This window comes from Fusibacter sp. 3D3, from assembly GCF_001748365.1.
In the GTDB taxonomy this organism is placed as follows: domain Bacteria; phylum Bacillota; class Clostridia; order Peptostreptococcales; family Acidaminobacteraceae; genus Fusibacter_A.
Genome location: NZ_BDHH01000013.1, coordinates 1 through 26,717, shown reverse-complemented (window position 1 = coordinate 26,717; position 26,717 = coordinate 1). Strand labels below are relative to the sequence as shown.

Sequence of the window (26,717 nt, the reverse complement as noted above, 5' to 3'; positions counted from 1 at the left end):
TTTGTAGAGACCTCCAATATCATTTTATTGGGGGGTTCGTTATAATGAGGATAGAAAATACGCGGTTATAGAAGATATACGATCGGATAGAGGAGGATAACATGGCTAACGTAACACTAAAGAATATCAATAAAATCTACGAAAATGGATTCCACGCTGTAAAAGGCATCAATCTTGAAGTTGCAGATAAAGAATTTATGATCTTAGTTGGGCCATCGGGATGTGGTAAGACGACAAGTTTGAGGATGGTTGCAGGACTTGAGGAAATCAGTGAAGGTGAAATGAGCATAGGCGATAGACTTGTCAATGACGTTGCACCTAAAGATAGAAACATTGCCATGGTATTTCAAAACTACGCTTTGTATCCACATATGACGGTCTATGATAACATGGCATTTGGCTTAAAACTTCAAAAAACACCAAAAGCTGAAATCAAAGAACGTATCGAAAAAGCTGCTAAAATTTTGGGTATAGAACCTCTTTTAGACCGTAAACCTAAACAGTTGTCTGGTGGTCAGAGACAAAGGGTTGCCCTTGGTCGTGCCATCGTCAGAAAACCAGAAGTATTTCTTATGGATGAGCCGCTTTCAAACTTGGATGCTAAATTGAGAGTCCAAATGAGAGCTGAACTGATTAAACTGCATAAAGACCTTCAAACGACTTTTATTTATGTAACACATGACCAGACAGAAGCCATGACTATGGGTACTAGAATCTGTGTTATGAATGAAGGCAACATTCAACAAGTCGATGCACCAAAAGCAATTTACAATCGACCAGCGAATATGTTCGTAGCAGGTTTTATCGGTGCACCTCAAATGAACTTTATCGATGGCAAGCTCGTTGAGAAAAATGGTAAAGTGGTCGTCGAAATAGATGGCACAGAAATTGATCTTATTCCAGAAACGGCTGAAACGATAAAAGCAAATGGCTATCTTAACAAAGAGGTTGTTCTTGGCGTTAGACCAGAGGACATCAAAGTCGAATCATCAGGGAAGGGCCTTAAAGTAAAAGTTGAGGTCACAGAATTACTGGGCAGTGATCTCAATGTCTATTTCACGTATAAAGGCAAACAGTACATTGCCAAGGAAGATAGCAATATAGACCTTGAGTTTAATCAAGAGATATTCATCACATTTGATTCCAATAAGCTCCATTTCTTTGATAAAGAAACTGAAAAATCAATTTTATACTAAATCAGAATAAGCAATAAAAACAGGCGTATAGAAACACTTTATTTAGCCCTCACTCACATATAGATATAAGTCAAATCCCCCCTTGATCTCAAAATAAGATCAGGGGGTGTTTTGTGATGTCTGCAAATGACGTCGTGAGGGCATCGAAATACCATACATTTTTTAAGTATTGGTATACCTCCATCGGGTGTTTATTTTTAAATGCGCTTGACAGCGAACGGATAATTAGCCTATAATGCTTATAATATCATGGCTATTACGGATTAAGGGGACAACAATGCTGAATTTTAAGTGGATGAAAAAACAATCAAATCATTTTTATTATTTTTTTAACTGGGGTTTTTACTTTTATTGCCCTCGTTATTTTTCATACAACAAATTCATAAGTCTCAAATCAAGTTATCTTTGAGCAAACTTAATCGGATCGCAAAAACAAAAAGTACAACCCGAAGGCGTTTCTAAAAGAAACTCTTTTTTTTTTAAAATAAATCATGAGTTAAATAAATCATTAGTCTTCGTCCAACATAGATCAGGAATGTTTGACCAATTATTGAAAGAGGTGGATTCAGATGGATAAATTGATAGAATTACGCTCACAAGTGGACCAGTGTGATCAAGAGCTTGCTAAAATCCTTGAAAAAAGATTAAGCATCATCAAACAGATTATGCATGAAAAGAAAGCAATGGGTGTGCCTATTTTTAACAGCGATAGAGAAAAAGAAGTCGTTCATCGAATTGGGGATTATGTACAGCAGGCTGAATTTAAAGAGGAAATAAAAAACATTCACACACATGTTTTAAGGAGTTGTAGACGGATTCAATCAAGACATCTCTTTCCACACCATATTGTATTGGCTGGATTTATGGGAACTGGAAAGACTACCGTGGGCCGTGAACTCGCCAAAATGCTTGCTATGGATCAGATCGATATCGACAAAGTCATCGAGGATAGAACACGGATGACCATTGCGCAGATCTTTGAAAAACATGGCGAAGCTTATTTTAGGGAACTGGAATTTAAAACAGTTGAAGAAATGAGTGCCCATAAAAACATCATCATTTTCTGTAGTGGTGGTGGTACTGTACTGAATGAAAAAAATGTGGATAATTTAAAGAAAAGTGGCGTAATTGTGTGGTTAAAGGCAAGTCCAGAGATCATCTTGGAGCGCGTAAGTGCTGAAAATACCAGACCGCTTTTAAAAGATGGCATGAGCATTGAAAAAATTGAGTATATTTTAAATGCCCGTATGGCACTGTATCAGAATGCAGCGGATATCGCTATCGATACAGACGGGAAAAGTGTGACGGAGATTAGTTTAGAAATTGTTGAGCAATTGATGCATCTTGAATTAGATCGCGTATTACCGAATATTTATGAGGACACTTTATAAATGACAAGTGGTGAGCGAGAAGCGAGAAGTATGAGTGGAGGGATAATCTAAATAAAACCCTAAATGGAGGCAAATATGAAAAAATGGATTACCATTAAAGACATTACAATAGGAGAGGGAAAACCTAAGATCGTTGTTCCAATTGTTGGAAGGACAAGAGCGGCCATAATTGAAAGCGCAATCTCATTTAAACATGAAAAAATGGATATGGTCGAGTGGCGCATTGACTTTTATGAAGAGGCACTCAACGTTGAAAAAGTCTTAGAGACTTTAGTGGCAATTCGAAGTGTCATACCTGAAATGCCTTTAATTACAACATTTAGAACCCAAAACGAAGGTGGCGAAAAGCATATTACAATGCCTGAATACAGAGCGCTTAATAAAGCAATCGCAGAGAGCGGTCGTACAGACATCATCGACGTGGAGCTATTTTCGGGGGATGAAGTTGTTAAAGAGATCCTAGAATGCTGTCATAAAAATAGTGTTTTCGTCATAGCGTCAAATCATGATTTTTCGAAAACACCTTCTAAAGATGAACTGATCAAAAGGCTCTGTAAGATGCAAACGATTGGAGCAGATCTTTTGAAAATAGCGGTTATGCCAACTTGTACTGAAGATGTTTTAACGCTTTTAGAGGCAACCCATGAGATGCATAAAAATTATGCGGATCGCCCTATTGTCACCATGTCTATGTCATCTCTCGGCGTGATTAGCCGAATGGCAGGTGAAATTTTTGGGTCAGCTTTAACCTTTGGAGCCGTAGGTCAAGTATCCGCACCAGGACAAATTCCAGTCGAAAAGTTAGAATCGGTTCTTCAAATCATTCACGAAGCCATTTAAAGCCTCTAAGAGAATTTGATGTATACTGGTTTATTATGAATTGAAATATGCTCGAATAAAGAGGTATAATAAAAACAGACGAATAGAAATAAAAAGAGAATTGTTATAGATGACAATTCTCTTTTTGATACGAGGTGGCGTGATGATTAATTCTTTATGCAAAGAGCTTGAAGCAATACTCAAATGTGAAGTAGAAGTTTGGAGGGACAAAAATAAACCCTTTGACATAGACCTAAAGTGGGTTTGTGTTCGAATTTCAAGCTTTGATGACTTTGATCTCATAGTACATAAAGCTTTAACGGCATTAGAAACAGAGTTTGTGACTGCATGGGTTCAAAAAGGACTTATTTTGCATGAAATGCGTAGAATTGAAACACGTAAACCAGAAATGTGTAAACCTGAAATTTCGGAATTTCAATTGTTAATAGAAGCAGAAGCTTACAAAAACTACTATAAAATTTTACAGTTGCCAATCAAATTATGGCGCGTAAGGTATAAGGAAAACCATGAGGAAGTCATGGAAGTCATCCGTTCGGCTTTTGGAGAAATGCTATTTGTAAATATAAATGCCTCTGAAGTTGTGATATTTGTAACAAATGCAGAGCTTGCACCGATAGATTTACTGGATATGATTGAAGCTGAAGCTTACACCAGTGCTCAAATTGCAGTGGGCAATGTGATCAATCAGATGTCGGAGCTGCATGAAGGCTATAATCAGCTGGAAGAACTGATGCAACTGGGCAGACACCTTAAACAAAATACCAAAGTGGTCACCTATGAAGGTTTGGTTTTGCCACTCCTCATTCAGAGACTAAAACGGCCGCTCGCAAGTGAAATCACAAACCCTTCTGCAATTCTCTCAGAAGTTTTAAAGCAACAACTTAAAAGTGTTGGAGATGAAGAGCTTGAACAAACGGCTATGAGTTTTTTTGAATGCAACCTCAACATCACAGAGACTGCTCATAAACTGTTTATCCATAGGAATACACTGATTTATAGGCTTAACAAACTTGAGACCATAACAGGCTATGATATACGAAAATTCAATGATGCGATTAATTACTATCTCAATTATCTAGTAGATAAGATTCAGTAAAGGGAAAGATCGCGTAAAATGGATAAGACACTTTAAAAAGGGTAAGAACAGAGTGAGACATGCATCCCAAAGGGAGGTCATTATGAGAAAAACACTCTATAAACACAGGATCAAAAAAAGAACTGCAGCAAACCAGATGGTTAAACCTAAAAATACACCTTTTATCTATGGGGTAGCAACCAGCGCGTTTCAAATAGAGGGCAATTTAGAGGCCGATGGCAGGACACCATCTATTTGGGAGCCTTTCTGCAATATTAAAGATAAGGTCTTTGAAGGTCATACGGGTGAAATCGCCTGTGATCATTACAATCAGTATAGAGAAGATGTGAGTTTAATCGACTGGCTTGGCGTAGATGCTTATCGATTTTCGATTTCATGGTCGCGCATTTTTCCAAAGAAGCATCAAGCGAATCCAGAAGGGATCAAGTTTTATCTGGACCTCATAAGCGAACTTGAACAAAGAGGTATTAAACCGTGCGTTACAATCTATCACTGGGATTTGCCTATATGGGCACAGCAGGAAGGCGGCTGGACGAATCGGAAATGTGTGGACTGGTTTTTAGAATATGCCACCTATCTCTTTGAAAAAATAGGGGACCGAGTGACCCTGTGGTTTACACATAACGAACCTTTTTGTAGTGGCATTCTTGGGCATACACTGGGTCTGCACGCACCGGGATACGAAAGCGTAAAAGAAGGATTTTTAGCGGTGCATCATCTTTTGCTCTCACATGGAAAAGCGGTTAAACGCTTTCGAGAAATGCAGATGATTGGCGAAATCGGCATTGTCCTCAGCGTGACCCCACTTTATCCTGACACCTCTTCTCAAGCCGATTACAAATCAACGCGTTTTGCAGATGCCGTATCACATAGACTTTTTTTAGAGGCGCTCTTTAAAGGGACTTATCCCAAAGAGGTGATGACACTGGTCAACAGGCTTACGAGAGGGCGGCTTAAACTTCACCCCCACGACATGGAGACCATTTCTGAACCATGTGATTTCTTGGGCATTAACTATTACACCAGAGGGCTTATTAAAACCAAAGTAGGCGGCATAGGGTACAGCGCTGGAAAACCCAGAGTACCTGTCACCGACATGGGCTGGGAAGTTGTCCCATACGCCCTAAAAGCCATGATTGAACGCATCCGATCGGAATTTACTCAAATCCCGATATACATCACTGAAAATGGCGCAGCATATCCTGATTTTTTAGAAAGGGACTTTAGAATCCATGATGAACAGAGAGTGCTCTATTTAAAAAGACACCTTGAGATGGTTCACGCCATAAACGCTACAGGTGGTGATATAAGAGGATACTTCTTATGGTCGCTCTTCGATAACTTCGAATGGCAAGAAGGGTATTCCAAACGATTTGGACTCTTTTATGTGGATTATAAAACCCTTAAACGCTATCCTAAAGACAGTGCTTATTTTTATATGGATTATGTTAGAGAACAAAAAAGAAAAAATAATGAACAAATGCCTTGACAGCCGTTTTGATCATTGTTATAATTCAATACAATAATCAAATTTCGAAAGCTCAAAAGCAGAGATGGAGAACAAAAGTTTATAAAGCGTTTCAGAAAGCTGGTGGTTGATGCGAACCAGTACGATTATGAATTATAACTCGCTCCTAAGCTACAAGTCTGAAAGAGACAGTAAGACTTGTCGGTCAGTCCCGTTATAGACGATTGATGTTATATGATATGACGTCAAGTTTAAGAGGTTTCAAAATTGAGACAAATAAGGTGGTACCGCGTGGAAATATCCCCGTCCTTATAAGCAAATGCTTATGAGTGCGGGGTTTTTTATATCTATTGGACATGAAATTTAAGAAATGGGGGAGAGCAGATGAATCTGTATGTATTGTCAGTGATCGTAGAAAATGAGCCAGGGATACTAAGTCGCGTGGCAGGGCTATTTAGTAGAAGAGGCTATAATATTAAAAGTTTGTCTGTGGGTGAAACAGAAGATCCTAAAATTTCAAGGATGACCATCGTTGTCAGTGGCGATAGACAAATCGTAGAGCAAATTAAAAAGCAACTTCAAAAGTTGATTGACGTCATCAAGATCACTGAACTCGAACCAGATACGTCAGTTTACAGAGAGCTTGCCCTCGTAAAAGTCATGGTGAACGAGCAGAATCGACCATCGATATTAGAAGTTGTTGATATTTTTAGAGGCAAAGTCATCGATATTGCAAAGGAAAGTCTCACTGTGGAACTCACAGGGGATCAAGATAAGATAAATGCCTTTGTGGATATGATGAAAGTTTATGGTGTCAGTGAAATGGCTAGAACCGGATTGACTGGACTTGCAAGGTTTAACAGTTGATCGAAGAGGTGCTTTGAATAATTTAGAGAGGTAGAGGTTATGAATGTAGCAGAATCGATGATTAAATGTCTTGAACTTGAGGGAATTGATACCGTATTTGGATATCCAGGGGGGGCTATCTTACCTATGTTTGAGGCCTTAAGGCGTTCTAAGATAAAACATATATTGGTTAGAAACGAGCAATCAGCAGTACATGCGGCAAGTGGTTATGCACGCGTATCCAAAAAGGTGGGGATCTGTATTTCCACATCGGGGCCTGGTGCCACTAATATGATCACAGGCATCGCCACAGCCTATATGGATTCAATTCCCTTGATCGCTATTACTGGGCAAGTGCGTAGGGAATTTATTGGGAAGGATGTTTTCCAAGAAGTAGATATATTAGGGGCCACAGAACCTTTTACAAAACACAGTTTTCTGGTGACCCATGCCGATGAGGTGCCAACCATTATGGCAAAAGCGATTAAAATTGCCACCACGGGGCGAATGGGGCCTGTGCTCATCGACATCCCAAGTGATGTTCAACTTGAGGAAATCGAGTTTAAGCACATCAAAGAAGTCGAAATCAATGGTTATAAACCCACTGTAATCGGGCATTCTGGGCAGCTTAAAAGGATCCTTAAACGGGTTCACGAGGCTAAGACCCCAATGATCATAGCAGGGGGCGGCGTTCTTTTGTCAGGGGCAGAAAAAGCCCTAACTCAATTTGCCGAGACCAGAAAAATTCCAGTCGTCAACACACTTATGGGGATCAGTTCATACCCCATGGATTCGCCTTACTATGTGGGGGTGCTTGGGTCGCATGGAGATGTGCTCTGTGAAGAAGTCGTTAAAAATGCAGATTTAGTGATCGTCATAGGGGCTCGAATGTCTGATCGTGCCACTAAAAATTTCAGCTTGATCAGACCTGAGGCGAACATCATACACATCGATATTGATCCTTCTGAAATCGGTAAGATTGTGAACTATCAAATACCAGTAGTTGGTGATGCTAAGACGATTTTAGAGTACCTCAATGAAAAAATAAAACCCAATGAAGATGAGTACTGGTTAAAGCAGTTCGATTTCCAGCGTGCAGTAGTTGAATATACAGATTTGGCTAAAGGGGATTGTGTAAATCCGAAACACTTTTTGAACGAAGTATCGAGGCGCTTGACAGCTGATGCAGTGGTCACGGCAGATGTCGGTCAAAATCAGATCTGGACAGCAAAACATATCCAGTATTCACAAAATAGAAAGTTTTTAAGCTCTGGGGGTTTAGGCACTATGGGCTATAGTTTATCCGCAGCGATTGGCGCTAAGCTTGCGTCACCAGAGAAAATGGTGGTTTCAGTTATGGGAGATGCGGGGATTCAAATGCTTCTTGGAGAACTGGGGACACTTTCTGAAATTAGACATAAAGTCATTGTCATTATTCTAAACAACAACCTTTTGGGTATGGTAAGAGAACTTCAAGACAATGCGTATGGCAAGAAAAGCCACTTTGGCATTCATTTTTCCATATCGCCTGATTTCGTGAAGATCGGAGAAGGCTATGGGATTGCTGGACGCAAAATTGAGTCCAACTCTGAAATCCAATCCGTATTAGATGAAGCTTTTCAGAGTGAATATTCTTTCATAATAGACGTTCGTGTGAGTCCAGAGGTAGATTCACTATAAACCCAAGTCATTTTATCTCGAATATATTTAATTATAACCATGAACCTTTAAAGATTTCATAGTCTATTCAGCGGACTATGAGATAGAGGGAAATATTATATATAAGATGAAGTCTGCACATTGTGTGGACTTTTTTTTGTGACAAATAGAGTTGTGACAAATAGAGTTGAGCCTAAAAATTACGTTTCATAAAAAAACTTTCGTTTAGCATTGAAATCGGAACTTATTTTTCCATTTAAATATTTTTGGAAAATACTTGGCGGCAAATTAAAAAAATGGTATAAATTAAGTGTGTATACATATATACTTTTTAGATGGAGAATGGTGATGAAAAAAAAATTTGTATTATCGGTTATGATTTTTTTAGTTTTGAGTTCGTTTTCTTATGCAGATTCTAATGAGGTGGATGTAAAAGTCGAGGATAACAAAATCTTAGAAGAGCTCAGGGGACATATTCAAAACAATATAGAGATTAGTAATGATAAAGAATCAGAAAATAGCTCTACGGCACTTAATGCAACTTCACAAAGTGAAAATCAATTTGAAAATGGTGCCTTCTACTCAAAAACAAAAAATGAATTTCTTAAGTTATATATTTTAATGGGTAAAGATTATATCGATGTTGATATCGATAATTCGAATGTATCTCAAATTATGAGATCCGCTAGGGAAGATTATGTAACGACGTTCCAGTTAGATAGTGGCGAAAAAGGGTTTATTAAATTCAACTACATAAATGGAGAAATTTCTGAAAGAGGATCGTTAGGTCGAGATATTTCCTATTTAGAAGAATGTTTTGATGATAAATTTATGGAAAATTTATTGGAAAAATTCTCTGTAAAATCATATTCAGTATTAAAATTAGTTGAATTTGCAAATGATTTTCAAGGGTTATATATTGAAACTGATACTGAAAAAATAATTATCCCAATGCATAATGAACTATCCGAATTAAGTCAATACAAAATTCATGAAAAATATAATGCTGAGGACATTCTTAATCAACTGAAAAAACTTTGCATTGAAAATCTCAAGGATTCAGAAATGGGAGGGCAAGGAAGCGCTTTGACAAAGCATACTGAGTTTAGGTATTTAATGCCAATATCAATTCTTACTTTCTTTTCGATTTATATTTTTACGAAGAAATTAAAGCTAAGAAAATAGCAATCTACATTTTTTGTATTCAGAGTATTCAGATAAATTCAAGACAGTTTTTGGACGATATCTGGTCATGTCTTAAAATGATAAAGTAAAGTCAATAAATTATAGATAAAAAGCCCAGAAAGTTTTATAGAAAAGACATGGTTTATAAAGGGTAATAATCTGGCAATAGCCGCTGTGGAAAATGCGTTATGGGACCTTATGACCAAGTTTAAAAACAAATCTTTAAAAACACTCATTTCGAGACCTTGAAGTGGTCAAAGGCGTGCGAAAGGCTTTTCCCGATATCGTGTTAACAGTGGATGCCAAGGCAGCTTATAGTCTCAAAGATCTAGAACTGTTTAAAGCCTTTGATGAATTCAATCTCGCTTATATTGAACAGCTACTTCGTGAGAACGACATCATTGATCACTCGGTATTACAGAAGGCCATTCAGACGCCTGTATGCCTTGATGAAAGCATCGAGAGTCTTGAAGATGCTCGTCAGGCCATTGAACTTGGCAGTTGTAAGATCATCAACATTAAATCAAGTCGATGTAGAGGTATTTCTGAATCTATCAAAATCCACGATTTGTGTATGGAGCAAGAAGTTCCCGTATGGTGTGGCGGTATCTACGCGATATTATGAAAAGGATCTCATTGATCCACCAATGGTGATAGACGCAGATTCAATGATTGCTGTCCCTGAAAAACCAGGTATTGGCTTTGAGCCCATTCCAGAAATGGTGGAGAAGCTCACCTATGAAAAGAAAGTTTTTTTAAGATAAAAAGACGTCCTCGTCTAAACACATTGAGGGATGTATCATAATTAAAACAAAAATTGAAATGCATGTTTGACATCGCATAGGGATTATGATAATATTTTGTTATAAGAGAGTTGGATTGTTACTGTTAGGCAGGCTATACCACTTGATGCTATGCATCTGGGGGAAGACTGCCTTTTTTGTATCTTAATTTGTATCTTAATTTGTATCTTTAATATGAAGGGAATTGGCTGTGGTTGTTGATAAGGTGATTAATAACAATTTAGTACGCTCGCATAATGAAGATGGCATCGAAGTGTTGGTGATCGGGTGTGGGCTAGGGTTTAAGAAAAAATCAGGGGATGTTATTGAAACTTCACTTATAGAAAAGATTTATATGATACAGGACAAAAAAACATCCAATCAATTAATTGAACTGCTCTCCAGTATACCCAATGAACATATTCAAACCGCTAATGCGATTGTGAGTTATGCCAAGGAAGCCCTGGATTGTAAAATCAACGATAGTATTTATATATCGTTAACAGATCATTTAAGCTATGCGATCCAAAGATATGAAGAGGGCATTCATTTTAAAAATGCATTGCTTTGGGAAATTAAGAAGTACTACAACAAGGAGTATAAAGTCGGCCTTGAAGCGCTTAATATCATTGAGGCGCGATTGAAAATCAGATTGACTGAAGATGAGGCGGGCTATATTGCACTTCACTTAGTGGGGGCATCTCTTAAAGTAGGCAACGTGGTGGAATCCACGGATATGCTCGGCATGATACAAAATATACTTCAAATCGTCAAATATCAACTCAATATTGAATTCGATGAAGAATCCATTCACTATGAACGCTTTTTAACACATTTAAAGTTTTTCGCACAACGTGTGATCAACAATAAAGAGCTTGAGGATGATAATGAAGCACTCATAAAAACCATTAAAAAAGAATACGAAAGAGAGTACAAATGCGCCACTAAGATCAGAGCGTATATCAAACTCAATTATGCTAAGGTTTTGACGGATACAGAACTCATTTATCTCACGGTACACATAAAAAGAATAGCAATGAATTAGGATTGTTACTGGCAAGGCAGGCTATACCTAGGAAGTAAGTGGAGACCCACTTGTTTTCTAGGTATTTTTTTTGAAAGTGTATGACGTCGTTTTGAAACGAAACCAAAGGACATAAACTAAAAAATTAAAGGTTATGGGCTGTGGTTTTAAATATAATCAAGGAGGCTATAAAATGGATTACCAAAATTTAGCAAAAGAGATTTTAGAGAAAGTAGGGGGAGCAGGTAATATCACAGGAATAATACACTGTGCGACGAGACTCCGACTCAACTTAGCAGATGAAAGCAAGGCCAAAGATCAAGCCCTTAAAAATGTACCAGGGATTATGGGCGTGGTCAAAAAAGGCGGTCAGTTTCAAATCGTCATTGGCAGTGATGTGGCAAGCGTTTACAAACCTTTGATGGAAATGGCAGATATCAAGGTATCCAAAGGGCCAGATCAAGGACACAAAAAAATATTGGACAGACTGATCGATACTTTAACAGGCATTTTCACACCTATTTTGCCAGCCATTACTGCAGCAGGTATGATTAAAGCGATCTTGGCGATCCTTGTCACTTTCAAAGTGGTCACCAATACGTCGCAAGCTTATCAAATTCTTAACTTTATGGCAGATGCAGGGTTCTATTTCTTACCGATTTTGCTCGCCAGTTCAGCAGCTCATAAATTTAAATGTAACCCTTATATGGCAATGATGCTCGGGGGCATCTTGTTACATCCAAGTTTTATTGCAATGGTTGCAGCTTCTAAGGAATCTGGTGAAGCCATTAAATTGTTCTCCTTGCCAATTAGCAATGCAGGCTATGCATCATCGGTTTTACCGATTATCTTGATCGTATGGTTCATGTCATATGTGGAACCTATTGCGGATAAGATTTCACCCAAAGCGGTTAAATTCTTTACCAAACCTTTATTGACAATTTTAGTCACAGGGATCGCAGGTTTAGTTCTTATTGGACCACTAGGTTATATCTTAAGCAGCTACGTGGCATCCGTTATGAATGGCATCAATGAACATGTGGGCTGGCTTGCACCAATGCTCATCGGTATATTCTCACCACTACTCGTTATGACGGGCACACATTATGGCATCATCCCAATCGCAATCAACAACAGAATGACGATTGGCTACGATACACTGCTTTATCCAGGGATGCTTGGATCAAACGTGGCACAAGGTGGCGCGGCACTAGCAGTCAGTATCAAAAGCAAGAAACCTGAGATTAAGCAATTGGCATCATCAGCAGGTATTACAGCGGTTTGTGGTATCACAGAACCCGCATTATACGGGATTAACATGAAGTACAAAACACCGATGTATGCGGCTATGATCGGCGGCGGTATCGGCGGTCTCTTTATGGGCATCACTAAAGTCAGAAACTACTCTGGTGGATCACCGGGTCTATTGACACTGCCAAGTTATATCGGTGGCGATAATATGAACAGTTTTTACTTTGCTTGTATCGGCGCGGCAATGAGTATAGCCATTGCATTTATCGTGACGATGGTGATCTACAAAGATCCGATTGAAGATGATTTAGAAAGTTTAAATGATACAGATGCCTCTGAACTTAAAGCGCATGCACCTCAATCTGTTTTAGCACCCATTGCAGGTAAAGTGGTGGCACTTTCCGAAGTCAACGATTCTACTTTTTCAGATGAAATCGTCGGTAAAGGCGCGGCGATTATCCCTTCAGAAGGCAAAGTCGTTGCCCCAGTAGATGGTAAAATCGTGACGATTTTCAACACCAAACACGCCATTGCAATTCAAGCGGATTCAGGCGCAGAAATTCTAATTCACGTTGGGATTGATACGGTTAAACTAGAGGGCAAGTACTTCGAAGTGTTTAAAAACACTGGAGATACAGTTAAAAAAGGAGACTTAATCGCAACTTTTGACATCGAAGGCATTAAAAGTGAAGGTTTTGATGTGATCACACCCGTGGTGATTACGAATCATGACAGCTACGTTGGTATCAAATCGGTCGATAAAGTCGTAAAAACATTAGATACTTTTATAGAGATTAACTGAGCATACAAAGCAACTTAGTATAGACATTAACCTAGCGTACAGATTCACTCAGTAAGGAGAAATAAATGGCAATAGGATTTCCAAAAGATTTTTTATGGGGCGGAGCCGTGGCGGCGAATCAATGTGAAGGTGCTTACCAAGAAGATGGCAAAGGCCTTTCAGTACAAGATGTTCTCCCAGGAGGTCTTGTAAAGGATCGGACCAAGGTGCCCACCGAAGACAATTTAAAACTCAAAGGCATTGATTTTTACCATCAGTATAAAGAAGATGTCAAATTATTTGCGGAAATGGGTTTCAAAGTTTTTAGAACTTCCATCGCATGGTCGAGAATATTTCCAAAGGGCGATGAAGCCCTTCCAAACGAAAAGGGCCTTCAATTTTATGATGATTTATTTGATGAATGCTTAAAATATGGCATAGAGCCACTTGTGACTGTATCTCACTATGAGATGCCACTGTATTTATCAGAGCAATACGACGGGTTTAGGAATCGTAAATTGATTGGCTTTTATGAGAATTACTGTAGGGCAATTTTTAGTCGTTATAAAGATAAAGTGAAGTACTGGTTGACTTTCAACGAGATCAATTCTTTGTTTCATGCCCCCTTTATGAGTGCTGGGATTAATACGCCTAAATCTGAATTGATCGAGAAAGATTTTTATCAGGCGGCACATTACGAACTGGTGGCGAGTGCCCTTGCCACGAAGATTGGACATGAGCTGATGCCAAAAGCTCAGATCGGCTGTATGGTACTTGGGGTGACACTTTATCCCTTGACACCAGATCCAAATGATATCATCCTCAAAATGCTGCGTGATCGTGAAACCTATCTCTTTGCAGATATACACGTGAGAGGGCATTATCCAAAGTATATTTTAAATTACTTTGAGGCAAATGATATTAAGCTTGATATCACTCAAGAGGATTTAGACCTCTTAAAACATACCGTTGATTTTATCTCATTCAGCTATTACTCAAGCAGTTGTGCAACCACACATCCAGAATTGAGTGAGTCCACTGGTGGGAACCTGATCAAAGGGTATAAAAATCCGTATGTGAAAGCCTCTGAATGGGGGTGGCAAATAGACCCTCAGGGGCTTAGGTATACACTGAATAAGCTCTATGATCGCTATCAACTCCCATTGTTTATCGTGGAAAATGGACTGGGTGCAGTGGATGAACTCGTCACCACAGACGATGGCACTCAAACGGTTGTGGATGACTATAGGATTGAGTATCTAAGGGCGCATCTCAATGAAGTTAAAAAAGCCATTCAGGATGGTGTTGAAGTTATGGGTTATACGTCATGGGGCTGTATAGACATCGTCAGTGCATCCACAGCACAGCTTAAAAAGAGATACGGTTATATTTATGTAGATCGAAATGATGATGGCACAGGCAGTCTAAAGCGCTATAAAAAGAAATCGTTCCACTGGTATAAAGACGTCATTGCTACTAATGGTGAGAAGCTTTAAAGCGTGACGACTTGGCCTGAGCGCATTAAACTTGGGTCATTTATGAATCGTATTATTTTTTAATGTAGAAACAGAGAGATTCCGTGAGGGCTCTCTGTTTTGTGTTATGAGGCGTGTAAACCATTGTGAGCTATGATAAAAAGTGGCACAACAAATATTTCATCACAAATTTACATAAACTATAATTAGATTTTATATTGCTTTGCTATATTGGTCTTAGGATCAACGGTCTATGGGGGGCAATGTATGAATTTTGTAACGCACATCACAATGGCGGATTTAATTTTCAAGGAGGTCAGCGCACTTTATGAACTCAATAGAGTCGCGTTCGTCTATGGAAATATCATGCCAGATGTGGACCCTCGGTTTAATAAGACGCCACATATGTTTGACAACGATTTTGAGCGCATTATGGCACTTTCAGAAGAATTGGTAGCAGGCGATTTCAGTGTGAAGACATACTCCGTAAAGCTTGGCTTTCTCTGCCATTACATCTGTGATTTCTTTTGCCTCTATCACTCGGAGCTTTCAAAATTCATTCAGTATAGAAAGCATGGGATTTATGAAATCAAGCTTCACTTTGTCTTAAAGAAAATGTTAAGATTTCAACTCTTTAAAGTTGATGAAAGTGGATTTGCGACGCATCAGATAGGTGGTATAAAACAGCAATTGATGATGGCTAGAAAAAACTATGTTGAGAATCCTAAAACTTATGAAAACGATTTGATCTATGCAATTCAAACTTCAATCTATGCCTGTAAAGTGATTACAGATGCTATGGTTTATAGAGGCGCTATTGAAGTCTATCCTTGGGAGACCCTATGGAATGATTATATATAGAAAAAAATTAGAAGTGAGGTGAAAAAACGATGAAGAAAACAGACGGAAAGAGTGTACTACAGTGGCAGAAGGAAATGCAATTTTTAGAGGATTATCTCGAAATATATATGGTTAAATCAGATTCAAAGCCGACAAAAGGCCTTTTTTTAGAAGATTATCTCTCTGAATGTTTAGAGGAAATTGATTCTGGTAGAAGTTATGGAGAACCATTAATGGGAAAAAAATGCGAGAGCGTATGTTCACAAAGGTGACAACGCTTTTTTTATCGCAAATAAACTTGAGCCGAAATGTGTCAGCGAAAGTTGGTACGAGATCACGAAGTGAGCTCTTAATTTGTTATATACATATTTGTAGGGAATAGAAGTCATAAAAGTTGTTATGCGACTTTCATTGTAGTAGAATAGTTAAAACAAGGATTAACCATTTGCTATAAAGGAGGCGGGCGCATGAATTCGATTAATTTGACAGATACTATAACCATACGAGAAAATTTGGAATCGGGAGATTTAGGTTGTTTAGCCTATCTACATGCAAAAATTTATAAAGAAGAATGTGATTACGATTTAGAGTTTGAGGGTTATGTTTGCAAAACTTTTTATGATTTTACACTGAGACATTCAAAGGAGAGAGACCGATTCTTTATTGCGGAAAAAGAGGGTGTTATCATTGGGAATGTTGCCATATTGGGCTATAGTGATACGGAAGCTCAGCTCAGATGGTTTTTAATAGAACCAGAGTATAGGGGTATTGGCTTAGGACATAAACTTTTTAAAAGAGCGATGCAATTTTGTGAAGAAATGGACTATAAAAAGATATGGCTTTTGACGACGTCTGATCAAGAGCAAGCTTCTTCAATGTATGAAAAGGCAGGCTTTGAAGTGACTGAGGAAACTTCACAAGAGATGTGGGGGAGAGTTTTAGTTGAGAAGAGGTATGAGTTAATCAGATGAAAATAAAAGGTATGTTTTTCTATATCATTATTTTAGGATTAATCGTATTGGGGTCTTATTTTTGGATGGATTCACATGTTTATAGCTTGGTGGAGCGCATGCCCTTAGTTGATGAAACTTTAGATCTTTCAGAGTGGGAAGGCGAACGAATTAATTTGACGGGTTTGTGGCGTTTTTATCCAAATACGAGATATGGTGTGAATCTAAAAGATCAACGCGGGATGCTCAAGCAAGTACCGCATAGTTGGGAAGCTGATGCAGACCTTGATTTTTCACCCTATGGCGTTGGCGTTTATACTGGAAAGCTCACAGGTTTAGACCCAAATGCGATCTATGGCTTTTTTATCTATGATGAGGTAACTGCCTATAATCTATATATCAATGGGGTGCAAGTCGCCAAAAATGGGGATGTGGATCAAAAGATTCCTGAATGGCGCCCTGTGATGGGGGCGTTTGTCTCAGATGGATCAGGTCGGGCAGAAATTGCCATGGAGATATCAAATGAACACTATTACAGAGGGGGATTTTGGAACCCTATTAAGATTGGTCGATATGATGAGATTGTCCAAAATATGCAAAGGCATCAATTTGTATCGGCCTTTGTCGTTTCAAGTCTTTTTGCAATGGGGGTTTTCTTTTTAGGTGTTTTTGTGACACATCGTAAGCGGATCGAAATTTTGTACTTTGCCCTTGTCTGTATCAGTATGAGTGTTTATGACTTTCTGATTGTGGATCGTCTTATTCATCAACTTGCAAATGCCATCTCGTGGAATCTCTTAGTTCGGTTGGAGTATGCTTCAGGGTATTTGTTGCTGCCTTTGTTTTGCCTTTTTATTCTAAGACTTTTCCCTTCTCAAAAGCTTAATTTTTTCGAAAAGGGTCTTGTGGTGATCAGTATTACTTTAGGGGCAATTCCGATGTTATTAGATAATCGTTTGTATACTTTGGTTTTTTCGCCATACAAGTATCTGAGTGTGATTTGTATCGTCATTATAAGCTTGATGCTGATTAAGGCGATTCGTGAGGGTGCCAAAGGGTCTTATTTAATGTTAACGGCTTGCGCAGCAATTGCGATTGCTTTAATTAAGGAGTTTGGATATCCCAACGAATATAGTTATCTTCCTTTTGCAGGCCTTGTGGTGGTATGGTGTTTTTCATTGATTATAATTGAAGGGTTTGCCACTACTGATAGGCGCAATCAAGTGCTTGAACGTCGTATCGAGCTAGATGAATTGACAGGCCTTTATAACAGGCCATACATTTTATCTTTTATTGAGCGTTTTACAAAATCGGTTCAAGAGGAAAACGCTTATTTGCTGTTTTTGGATCTGGATGGCTTTAAACCCATAAACGATACTTATGGACATCATGTGGGGGATAGAGTGCTGGTGGTAATCAGTGAAGGGTTGCGTACGGCATTGGATCATAATGACGTAATTGCTCGATTTGGGGGCGATGAGTTCTTAATCTTGGCTCAGCATAAAAGCAGTGAAGAGATTAGAGCTTTGGCACTTAAACTGATTGATATCGTCAGTGAAGCAATTATCGTGGGAGAGCTTGATCTTACGGTGGGTGTAAGTATTGGTATAAGCCCTTATGTAAAAGGCTATTTGTCTAAGGAATGGATCGCTAAAAGTGATCAGGCGATGTATCTGTCTAAACGTGGTGGGCGTAATCGGTATACGGTGTTGTGAGAGAAAAACACGATGGGAAACGGTTGTATCAAAGCGTATACTCAGTCCGCTTCGCTACCTTCGTAACACTTGCACAATCCTCCCAAGGGTTATATTGAAGATCGACAAGAAAAAAATAATTTGAGGTGATTAAGTTAAAGTTTTTTGATAAAATAATGTCGAATGTCTTGTGTGGCAAGGTGTTCGACACTTTTTGTAAGAAAAAGAGATATTTTGTCTAAAGTAGGTATCAGCATTAAAATAAAAACGGCTAGTATCTCCTAAGAGATACTAGCCTCGCTTGGGCAAGCGTTTATTTTACAATTCATTATATCACAAGTTATGGGATAAGACAAAGGCTTATTTGCCTCTTTTAAACGCGGGTCTTTGACACTTGCATAGCAAAAAAATCTTTGAAAGCCTCGAAATAGGCTTATTTTTTTGTCAAATTTCATATTTTAATATTGAGTACCTTTGAGTACTGTGCTATAATATAAGAGATAGGAGGTGTTTTTTATGAGACTTAAAATATCACGCTCAAAGAATTCCGCGTCCCTGTATGTTATTAAATCGACTTGGATTGATGGTGTTCATTCTACTAAGATAGTGGAAAAGCTAGGAACTGAAAAGACTCTTCGTGAAAAGCTTAAAGGCCAAGATCCATATGAATGGGCTAAAGAATATATTGAAGAATTAAACCAGAAAGAAAAAGAAGAGAAACGAGAAGTGCTCGTTAAATACTCTCCCTCAAAACGTATTATTAAAGGTGAGCAGCGTTCTTTTAACGGAGGATATCTATTCCTGCAAAAAATATATCACGAACTTGGGCTACATAAGATTTGCAAGGAAATATCTCATAAATACAAATTTGATTTTGATTTAAACTCAATCCTTTCTCGGTTAATTTACGGCAGAGTTCTATTTCCTTCTTCTAAACTTGCAACCTACGAGCTTTCAAAAAAGTTTATTGAGCAACCTAATTTTGAGTTGCATCAAATATACAGAGCTCTTGAAGTTCTCGCTAAAGAAACAGATTTTATCCAGTCGTCTTTGTATGAAAACAGTCTAAAGGTTTCAAAAAGAAATACTGGTGTACTTTACTATGATTGTACCAACTACTTTTTTGAAATTGAACAGGAAGATGGCAATAAACAATATGGCCATGGTAAAGATCACAAGCCCAATCCAATTGTTCAAATGGGTTTGTTTATGGATGGAGACGGCATTCCTCTAGCTTTTAGCATTACCAGGGGGAATATGAATGAGCAGTTGACTTTAAAGCCTTTAGAAAAGAAAATAATTTCTGACTTTGAGCTTTCTAAATTTATTGTCTGCACTGATGCGGGTCTGGCTTCTGAAGATAATCGAAAGTTTAACGACAAAGATGGTCGGGCTTTTATCACCACTCAATCTATTAAAAAATTGAAAGAACACCTTAAAAAATGGGCTCTTGCTCCTGATGGCTGGAAACTCACCGGAAGCGAAAAAGACTATGACATTTCTAAACTTGATGAAATGATGGAAAAAGCTACTTCTGAAGATAAAGCAAAAATGCGAGCAAAAGTCTTTTTCAAGGAACGCTGGATCAAAGAAAAGGATTTTGAGCAAAGATTGATTGTAACTTATTCTATCAAATATAGGGATTATCAGCGTAAAATCCGCAACTCTCAAATAGAACGTGCCCAAAAGGTTATAGATACAAACCCAACAAAACTCAAGAAATGCAACGCTAACGATTACAAAAGATTTATTCACAAAACAAGCGTTACTCCAGATGGAGAAGTTGCAGAAAAAGAGATTTTCAGCATTGATTCTACTATCATCCAGAAAGAAGAAGCCTTTGATGGTTTTTATGGCGTTTGTACAAACCTTGAGGATGATGTGTCTGAAATCATTAAGGTAAATCACAGGAGATGGGAAATTGAAGAATGTTTTAGGATTATGAAAAGCGAATTCAAAGCAAGACCTGTGTACTTAAGCAATGACGACAGGATTGAAGCACATTTCACAACTTGCTTTATATCGCTAATTATTTATAGGCTACTTGAAAAGCGACTTAATGACGAATTTACCTGCCCTGAAATCATTAGTGAGTTAAGAGACATGAATTTCAAGGAAATTAAGGGCGAAGGGTATGAGCCTTTATATACAAGAACTGATTTTACCGATGCTTTACATGAAGCATTTGGCTTTCAAACTGACTATCAAATTGTTACAACAAGTAAAATAAAAAAAATTTTTAAAGATACAAAAAAGTAAAAACATTACTCACTTTTTACAACAACAGCAAAGCCTGTAACTCCTTTATTATCAAGGAGCTACAGGCTTTTTATATTCAGCAACTGTCAAAGACAGGATTATATCACAAGTTATGGGATAAGACAAAGGCTTATTTGCCTCTTTTAAACGCTAAAAAAAGTTGTAAGTGACTTTATATTGATTTAACTATGAAAAAGTATAGTATAATGTAAAGACAGATAACAGAGGATCAAAGCGTATACTCAGTCCGCTTCGCTACCTTCGTAACACTTGCACAATCCTATCGGATTGCATTCAGTGGGCGTTTGGACTCCCACTGAATTAGGAATATGAACCCCCACTTTGAGAAGTGGGGGACATCTCCCAAGGGTTATATGAATGGCTAGAGCATTTTCAATGGGGTGATCGTTACGATGAAGAGGCTTTAAAGGATGAAATCGCTGATATTGAGAAAATTATGCTTGATAAAGTTGAACGCAACAAGTCTCGATTTCCTGTTGATCTTGTAAAGGGAAACTCTGGAAAGCATACTAAAAAAAGATAGAGATCTAAAATGGAGTACGAAATATATACAAACAAAATTTTATCCAAGTTTAGCAATCGCGATTTAAAGCATATAGGCGAATTCTAAAAAGAATCGTCTGGGATTACCCCGAGGACTTCAATGTGGGATAATGTCTTTTGCCGTACTAGCAAGTAGGGACGTGGACGCACGAGCAATCGAATTTGTTTGTGAGAACAAGACAATTCACTATACTGCTTCTGAGGTGCCAATGATATGTGATTTAGAAAGTGAATTTTTGTACTATCCAAAGAAATTTTCGGTTTATGGTGGATTATATAATGATTTCAAAGAAGGCTATGTAAATAGATTTAAGTAAAAGAGAAAAAATTTAAACCAGATGTAAATTTTATACACGAGGAGATCATCATAATGAAAACTAAGAACAAGACTGCAATTTATATATCGTGTTTGGGCATTTTACTATCGGTAGCGATTGTCGTATTTCAAGTGCTTACGCCACAGCCGATTACAACTGGACTCGTCATTTTATTTGCCAATATTACATTACTACTTGTCAACTTATCACAATATAAGAAAAAACAATGAGCATAGTCTTATTTTAGTTTTTCACTTCCTAAATGCCTTAATTGTGATGATCAGTTGTAAAAAAGGCTATATTGTGTGAATTATGTAAAGGAATCGCTATAATCTACAAACTGTAATTATTGTAGGTTTTAAAGCGCGTTAAGAAAGGACTTTTAACCTAAAAGCTGAGAAGTCTCCTTCCTCTTAGCCTTCCTTGCTCACGGAGTGAGAGCGTAGGTGGGAGATGAATCGGTGGTTTTTGCCTTTGAAATATGCTGTAGAAAATGCTATAATATAATCAGTAGTAGTATACAAAGGAGGTTGTAAATAAATGAAAATGGATAATAATAATCATTCGGTATTCTTGATGTATTATCATCTTGTGCTAGTAATCAAATATAGACGAATGGTCCTTGACGATGCAGTATCTGAAAGAGCTAAAGAAATATTCGAATATATCGCAAAAAATTACAATATAACATTGYTAGAGTGGAATCACGAMAGTGACCATATTCATATACTGTTCAAGGCACACCCAAATAGTGAATTATCAAAGTTTATTAATGCTTATAAAAGTGCGAGCTCAAGGCTACTCAAAAATGAATTTCAGTCAATTCGTAAAAAACTATGGAAAGCATATTTTTGGTCAAGAAGTTACTGTTTACTTACAACTGGTGGCGCSCCTATTGAAGTCATCAAGAAATATATAGAAAGTCAAGGTGAAAAGCATTGAATAAAGCGTTCAAATTTAGAATATATCCAAATTCAGAACAAGAAGTGCTCATAGGTAAGACTTTTGGTTGTGTGCGTTTTATCTACAATAAAATGCTAGGCGATAAAATAGAATATTACAAGARRACAAATCAAAAACTGAAAAATACMCCCGCACAATATAAAGCAGAATTTGAATGGCTAAGAGAAGTCGACAGTCTAGCACTTGCTAATGCGCAAATGAATTTGCAAACAGCCTATAACAACTTTTTTAGAAAGCCTAAAACAGGATTTCCTAAATTCAAGTCAAAACGAAATAATAACAAAAGTTATACAACTAATTTTGTAAATGGAAATATCAAGTTAGAAAATGGTTGTATTGTTTTACCAAAGCTTAAAGCTGTGAAAATCAAACAGCACCGAGCTATTCCTAAAGAATACAAACTTAAAGCTGTAACGGTAAGTCAAACTGCAACTGGGAAGTATTTTGCAAGTATCTTATATGAATATGAAGTGACTATAGAAACAGTTCAGCCTAAAACATTCTTAGGGTTAGATTTTTCCATGAAAGCACTTTTTCTATCTTCCGATGGCATATCAGCAGAGTATCCTAGGTATTACAGACAGTCTCTTGAACAACTCAAACGCGAACAAAAAAAGCTATCGTTGTGCCAAAAGGGCAGTAAAAATCGAAACAAACAAAGAATAAAAGTAGCGAAAATTCATGAGAAAGTGAMGAACCAACGAAAAGACTTTTTACACAAGCAGTCAAAGCAGATCGCCGATGCTGTTGATGCAGTGTGTATTGAAGATTTGGACATGAAGGTGATGTCACAAGCGTTGAATTTTGGTAAAAGTGTTATGGATAATGGGTTTGGGATGTTCGTGTCTATGCTTAATTACAAGTTGATGGAACAAGGAAAACACCTCGTCAAAATTGACAAATGGTTTCCAAGTTCTAAAAAGTGTAGTGCTTGCGGGATAGTCAAGAAAACATTATTGCTTTCAGAGCGGACATATCATTGCGAAGATTGTGGCATGACAATGGATAGGGATTACAATGCAAGTATAAATATCAAAACGGAAGGTATACGCTTATTATTAGGGTAAACGAACTCATAGAACCGTGGGGCACACGGGGATAGCTTGCTTATGCTGTAGCCGTTAGGCTACTCGAACAAGAAGCCCCCACTTCTTCAAGTGGTGGGAGTATGTCACTGTACTTGTAGCTCTATTCTTTGATCTCATCCATTATGTGATGAGATCCTCAACTGCAAATGAGGCAATGGAACAAGTTGGCCATCATGTGTTGGCCCTCATATATATGCCTATGGGAATGGCTATTGGCGGTTTTTTTGCAGGGATTTTTACATATCCGCTGATTAAATATGTACTTAAGAAAAAAGGACCTGTAAGGTTGAGTGATATTGAGTGTGAAATTATCTAAATAAGGGTATCAAAGTGTCTACTCAGTCCGCTTCGCTACCTTCGTAACACTTGCACAATCCTATCGGATTGCATTCAGTGGGCGTTTGGACTCCCACTGAATTAGGAATATGAACCCCCACTTAGAGAAGTGGGGGACATCTCCTCAAGGGTTATATAAAAATAAAAAGCAAGAAAAAGAGAGGATGTTAAGCAATGGAAACCAAAACCGAAGTTCAATACATATTGACACCCTATAGGCGGACCATTAATTTTGCAATTGAAGTCTATTTCTATTATGCGGTATATTGCATATTGTTTATCGTAAGGGGGCATATTTATTCTGGACTATTTATGGCGATCTCTTTGAGCGTAGTTACTTTGATCGTGTTAAAGCAGTTGAATATATATAATATAGTCATCAATCGACAGCAACTGATATTCAAAAAAGCTTTAGGTAAGGATTTCAGCATAAAATATGAGGACATTCAGAAAATTGGACTTGAGAGTTATGGTGATTCTAGGCTGAGATCGATAACGATCTACCTTTATTCATATGATCGAATTTATGAACACAAAGTATCAAGGTATGATATCAATGTGCTTATTGAAATTTTAGAAATAAAATGTACAGAACATCTAATTGAGCTAGATACCAAAGATTTAGCACCTATGGCAACATCATGGCTTGCGACTAAACTGAATCAACTTTGGCAAAATCAGAAGATAAAGTGATTATCGAAAAAAAAGGGGGCTCTTATAGCCCCCCTTAAATGCGATTTTTATGATTATGACAGTTGTAAATGTAGTGTACAATACTCATATGGTTTCTGAAGGGAGCTTAAGCTGACTTGCATAGAGGCCCTGTAATCCGAAAATGAGTGAAAATGCTAATGCAGGAAGAGTCCATGCAAATCCATAATCAGCAAGTGGGAAGTGGCTCACAAGTGTGTATATAGGTTCGAAAATAACATTGAGCGCATCCCAATTGAGTGCTTTCGCTGCGTCTACAAAACCAATTAAACCTGCGCCTAAAACAGCACCTTTATAGGCTGCAACATGTGGCAAATAGCGATCGAATAGGTTAAATAGTATTAATACCATGGCGATTGGGTAGATGAGTACTAATAATGGCACTGCAATTTCAACGATCGTCTCAACACCGACAACACTCATTACTGCACTGAAGGCACAAACGAAAATGACGGTGAGTTTATACGGTAATTTGCCGTCCGAAACCTTTTCAAAAAAATTCCCCACAATAGCGGTTAATCCAATAGAAGTTGTTAAGCAAGCTGCTGAAACTGCAATTGAAATGACCAAAAGACCGTTTGGACCTAATACGAATTGTGTGATTTCTAAAATGAGTGCGGTTTTACTGATATCTGGCGCAACCATTGGACTGATGGAGGCGCCTAAAAACATGAGGCCTCCATAGATTAAAGTGAGCAATGTTCCAGACAGAAGGCCCGCAATAGTGGTCATTTTAATTTGCTTTTTACGATTTTTATAACCTTTTTCAACTAATGCGGCTAATATAATGCCTCCCATTACGATTGAACCAAGGGCGTCCATTGTTTGGTAGCCTTGTAAGAATCCAAAAGAAAAAGCGTTTTCAAGTTTAGTAGTTACAGGATTACCAATCGGGTGGAAAAGGCCTGTTCCAATAATAGCGCCAATGACAAGCAATAATATTGGCGTTAAGATTTTGCCGATCTTGTCTATGATACCAGAGGGTTTGATCACAAAGAAGAGTGTAATTGAAAAATAAATTATAGATACCAAAAGTGGATTAAAGTTTCCAAGTGGTGCCACGCCGATCTCGTAGACAGTTGCCCCCGTTCTTGGAATAGCCAACAAGGGTCCAATTGCCAATATGAGGATTGTGCTGAATATCAGTGAAAATTTTGGACCGACTTTTGAGGCCAAGTCACTGATGGTGCCCCCGGATAGGGAAACCGAAAGTACCCCGAGGACAGGTAGGCAAATACCGGTTATAAAAAAACCGATTAAACTGAATAACCACTGATCACCACTGAATAAACCAATTGCAGGGGGAAAAATTAAATTACCTGCACCAAAAAACATTGCAAAAAGTGCTGCACCTACTACAATAGAATCTTCTATTTCTCGTTTCATAAATTGCCTCCTTATTCAGAATCGTTTACGCTTAGTGCAATGTTAACGGGCATAATGTACACGGCTATCGCATGAAAATCTACCATAATCAAGGCTTTTATTCAAAGTCTTAAAAAAATAGCATTGCGCTATTGGATTATGTGGCATGACTTATGTTTTAATGCAGAGCTCAATCCTTTTTACAGTTTTGAGGGCACAACTAATAAACCGTTTGTATCACTACAGCCGACTTACCCTACGAATGGTATAACTCAGCCTTTTTTCTACAGCTCAGATACTACTTTCGTTAGAAAAGACTCATCTATTGATGCTTTATAACGCTTCAACTTTAAACTGGTCTTCTTTTTCGTGATGGTCTCTTGTTTTAAAATATTCATGGCTATCTTCTTCAACATGGATTGATTTGCAGCACCGTTATTCATTCTTACTCGGCTATGATCTTCTCTAAAAACAACATCAAGTATCCAATGACAACTTTCTACACCCCAATGTGATCTCACGGCCTTTGCAAACACTTCACATGGTCCTTCTTCTGGTGTTTTTAAACTGGATATGAAATAGCTCACTTCTACGCTTTCTTTTCCTTTTGTGGTCACTGTGCGCCTTACCATACCT

27 protein-coding genes and 1 other annotated feature are annotated in these 26,717 nt (G+C 37.9%); of the genes, 25 read left to right on the top strand and 2 right to left on the bottom strand.

The features are described from left to right. Nucleotides 1-101: 101 nt before the first annotated feature. The 25 genes from F3D3_RS14755 to F3D3_RS14650 all read left to right on the top strand — a co-directional run bounded on the left by F3D3_RS14755 (nt 102) and on the right by F3D3_RS14650 (nt 24,698). A complete protein-coding gene (locus tag F3D3_RS14755) occupies nt 102-1,196 on the top strand; it encodes an ABC transporter ATP-binding protein (RefSeq protein WP_069875121.1) in 1,095 nt (364 codons plus the stop codon). Between the two features lie 569 nt (nt 1,197-1,765). Continuing rightward, nucleotides 1,766-2,587 carry a shikimate kinase gene (locus F3D3_RS14750; protein WP_069875119.1) on the top strand — a complete coding sequence of 274 codons (822 nt, stop codon included), beginning with the start codon at nt 1,766-1,768 and terminating at the stop codon, nt 2,585-2,587. Between the two features lie 75 nt (nt 2,588-2,662). Beyond that, nucleotides 2,663-3,427 (top strand): type I 3-dehydroquinate dehydratase, encoded by a 765-nt coding sequence (aroD, locus tag F3D3_RS14745; RefSeq protein WP_069875117.1) that lies wholly within the window; start codon nt 2,663-2,665, stop codon nt 3,425-3,427. 142 nt (nt 3,428-3,569) lie between these two features. Then, the gene (locus F3D3_RS14740; protein WP_207645387.1) at nt 3,570-4,523 is read left to right on the top strand and encodes a CdaR family transcriptional regulator; all 954 of its coding nucleotides are present in this window, start codon (nt 3,570-3,572) and stop codon (nt 4,521-4,523) included. Between the two features lie 82 nt (nt 4,524-4,605). Beyond that, nucleotides 4,606-6,012 (top strand): GH1 family beta-glucosidase, encoded by a 1,407-nt coding sequence (locus F3D3_RS14735; protein ID WP_242877146.1) that lies wholly within the window; start codon nt 4,606-4,608, stop codon nt 6,010-6,012. 52 nt (nt 6,013-6,064) lie between these two features. Beyond that, nucleotides 6,065-6,305 (top strand) — a binding site (T-box leader). Between the two features lie 70 nt (nt 6,306-6,375). After that, nucleotides 6,376-6,858 (top strand): acetolactate synthase small subunit, encoded by a 483-nt coding sequence (gene ilvN, locus F3D3_RS14730; protein WP_069875114.1) that lies wholly within the window; start codon nt 6,376-6,378, stop codon nt 6,856-6,858. 39 nt (nt 6,859-6,897) lie between these two features. Continuing rightward, complete coding sequence (ilvB, locus tag F3D3_RS14725) at nt 6,898-8,517, top strand: biosynthetic-type acetolactate synthase large subunit (protein WP_069875112.1); 1,620 nt, start codon at nt 6,898-6,900, stop codon at nt 8,515-8,517. A gap of 327 nt (nt 8,518-8,844) precedes the next feature. After that, the gene (locus F3D3_RS14720) at nt 8,845-9,681 is read left to right on the top strand and encodes a hypothetical protein (RefSeq protein WP_069875111.1); all 837 of its coding nucleotides are present in this window, start codon (nt 8,845-8,847) and stop codon (nt 9,679-9,681) included. A 105-nt stretch (nt 9,682-9,786) separates the two neighbouring features. Continuing rightward, nucleotides 9,787-9,930 (top strand): hypothetical protein, encoded by a 144-nt coding sequence (locus tag F3D3_RS25215; RefSeq protein WP_084389084.1) that lies wholly within the window; start codon nt 9,787-9,789, stop codon nt 9,928-9,930. 1 nt (nt 9,931) lies between these two features. Further along, nucleotides 9,932-10,306 (top strand): enolase C-terminal domain-like protein, encoded by a 375-nt coding sequence (locus F3D3_RS14715; protein WP_069875109.1) that lies wholly within the window; start codon nt 9,932-9,934, stop codon nt 10,304-10,306. Nucleotides 10,307-10,689: 383 nt separating this feature from the next. Beyond that, nucleotides 10,690-11,508, top strand: a complete 819-nt coding sequence (licT, locus tag F3D3_RS14710; RefSeq protein ID WP_242877145.1) for a BglG family transcription antiterminator LicT — start codon at nt 10,690-10,692, stop codon at nt 11,506-11,508. Between the two features lie 172 nt (nt 11,509-11,680). After that, on the top strand, nt 11,681-13,540 hold the full coding sequence (locus tag F3D3_RS14705) for a beta-glucoside-specific PTS transporter subunit IIABC (protein ID WP_069875106.1): 1,860 nt from the start codon (nt 11,681-11,683) through the stop codon (nt 13,538-13,540). 65 nt (nt 13,541-13,605) lie between these two features. Further along, on the top strand, nt 13,606-15,015 hold the full coding sequence (locus F3D3_RS14700) for a 6-phospho-beta-glucosidase (RefSeq protein ID WP_069875104.1): 1,410 nt from the start codon (nt 13,606-13,608) through the stop codon (nt 15,013-15,015). Between the two features lie 246 nt (nt 15,016-15,261). After that, entirely contained in the window at nt 15,262-15,855 is a 594-nt protein-coding gene (locus F3D3_RS14695; RefSeq protein WP_069875103.1) for a zinc dependent phospholipase C family protein, read from the top strand. Nucleotides 15,856-15,884: 29 nt separating this feature from the next. Continuing rightward, complete coding sequence (locus F3D3_RS14690) at nt 15,885-16,106, top strand: hypothetical protein (RefSeq protein WP_069875101.1); 222 nt, start codon at nt 15,885-15,887, stop codon at nt 16,104-16,106. A gap of 195 nt (nt 16,107-16,301) precedes the next feature. Beyond that, nucleotides 16,302-16,805, top strand: coding sequence for a GNAT family N-acetyltransferase (locus tag F3D3_RS14685; protein ID WP_069875100.1), 504 nt, complete (start codon nt 16,302-16,304; stop codon nt 16,803-16,805). Beyond that, on the top strand, nt 16,802-18,499 hold the full coding sequence (locus F3D3_RS14680; protein ID WP_069875098.1) for a diguanylate cyclase: 1,698 nt from the start codon (nt 16,802-16,804) through the stop codon (nt 18,497-18,499). The genes F3D3_RS14685 and F3D3_RS14680 overlap by 4 nt, the downstream gene beginning before the upstream one ends. Nucleotides 18,500-18,994: 495 nt before the next feature. Then, nucleotides 18,995-20,737, top strand: a complete 1,743-nt coding sequence (locus F3D3_RS14675; RefSeq protein WP_069875096.1) for an IS1634 family transposase — start codon at nt 18,995-18,997, stop codon at nt 20,735-20,737. A 349-nt stretch (nt 20,738-21,086) separates the two neighbouring features. Then, complete coding sequence (locus F3D3_RS14670; protein ID WP_069875095.1) at nt 21,087-21,281, top strand: hypothetical protein; 195 nt, start codon at nt 21,087-21,089, stop codon at nt 21,279-21,281. 160 nt (nt 21,282-21,441) lie between these two features. Continuing rightward, nucleotides 21,442-21,618 carry a hypothetical protein gene (locus F3D3_RS14665; protein ID WP_207645386.1) on the top strand — a complete coding sequence of 59 codons (177 nt, stop codon included), beginning with the start codon at nt 21,442-21,444 and terminating at the stop codon, nt 21,616-21,618. Nucleotides 21,619-21,671: 53 nt separating this feature from the next. Next, a complete protein-coding gene (locus tag F3D3_RS24200; protein ID WP_175438390.1) occupies nt 21,672-21,848 on the top strand; it encodes a hypothetical protein in 177 nt (58 codons plus the stop codon). Nucleotides 21,849-22,158: 310 nt separating this feature from the next. Continuing rightward, complete coding sequence (tnpA, locus tag F3D3_RS14660; RefSeq protein WP_069870028.1) at nt 22,159-22,560, top strand: IS200/IS605 family transposase; 402 nt, start codon at nt 22,159-22,161, stop codon at nt 22,558-22,560. Continuing rightward, nucleotides 22,557-23,648, top strand: coding sequence for an RNA-guided endonuclease TnpB family protein (locus F3D3_RS14655; protein WP_069875092.1), 1,092 nt, complete (start codon nt 22,557-22,559; stop codon nt 23,646-23,648). Before tnpA ends, F3D3_RS14655 begins: the two co-directional genes overlap by 4 nt. 175 nt (nt 23,649-23,823) lie before the next feature. Continuing rightward, a complete protein-coding gene (locus F3D3_RS24195) occupies nt 23,824-23,985 on the top strand; it encodes a hypothetical protein (RefSeq protein ID WP_175438389.1) in 162 nt (53 codons plus the stop codon). Nucleotides 23,986-24,179: 194 nt separating this feature from the next. Beyond that, nucleotides 24,180-24,698, top strand: a complete 519-nt coding sequence (locus F3D3_RS14650) for a hypothetical protein (protein WP_069875090.1) — start codon at nt 24,180-24,182, stop codon at nt 24,696-24,698. Nucleotides 24,699-24,782: 84 nt separating this feature from the next. On the opposite strand, the gene brnQ is transcribed toward F3D3_RS14650, so the two are convergent. Both brnQ and F3D3_RS14640 read right to left on the bottom strand, forming a co-directional pair. After that, nucleotides 24,783-26,102, bottom strand: a complete 1,320-nt coding sequence (gene brnQ / locus F3D3_RS14645; protein WP_069875089.1) for a branched-chain amino acid transport system II carrier protein — start codon at nt 26,100-26,102, stop codon at nt 24,783-24,785. A gap of 263 nt (nt 26,103-26,365) precedes the next feature. Next, nucleotides 26,366-26,717: ISAs1 family transposase (locus F3D3_RS14640; protein ID WP_139132106.1), on the bottom strand; the 352-nt coding region annotated here is incomplete at its 5' end.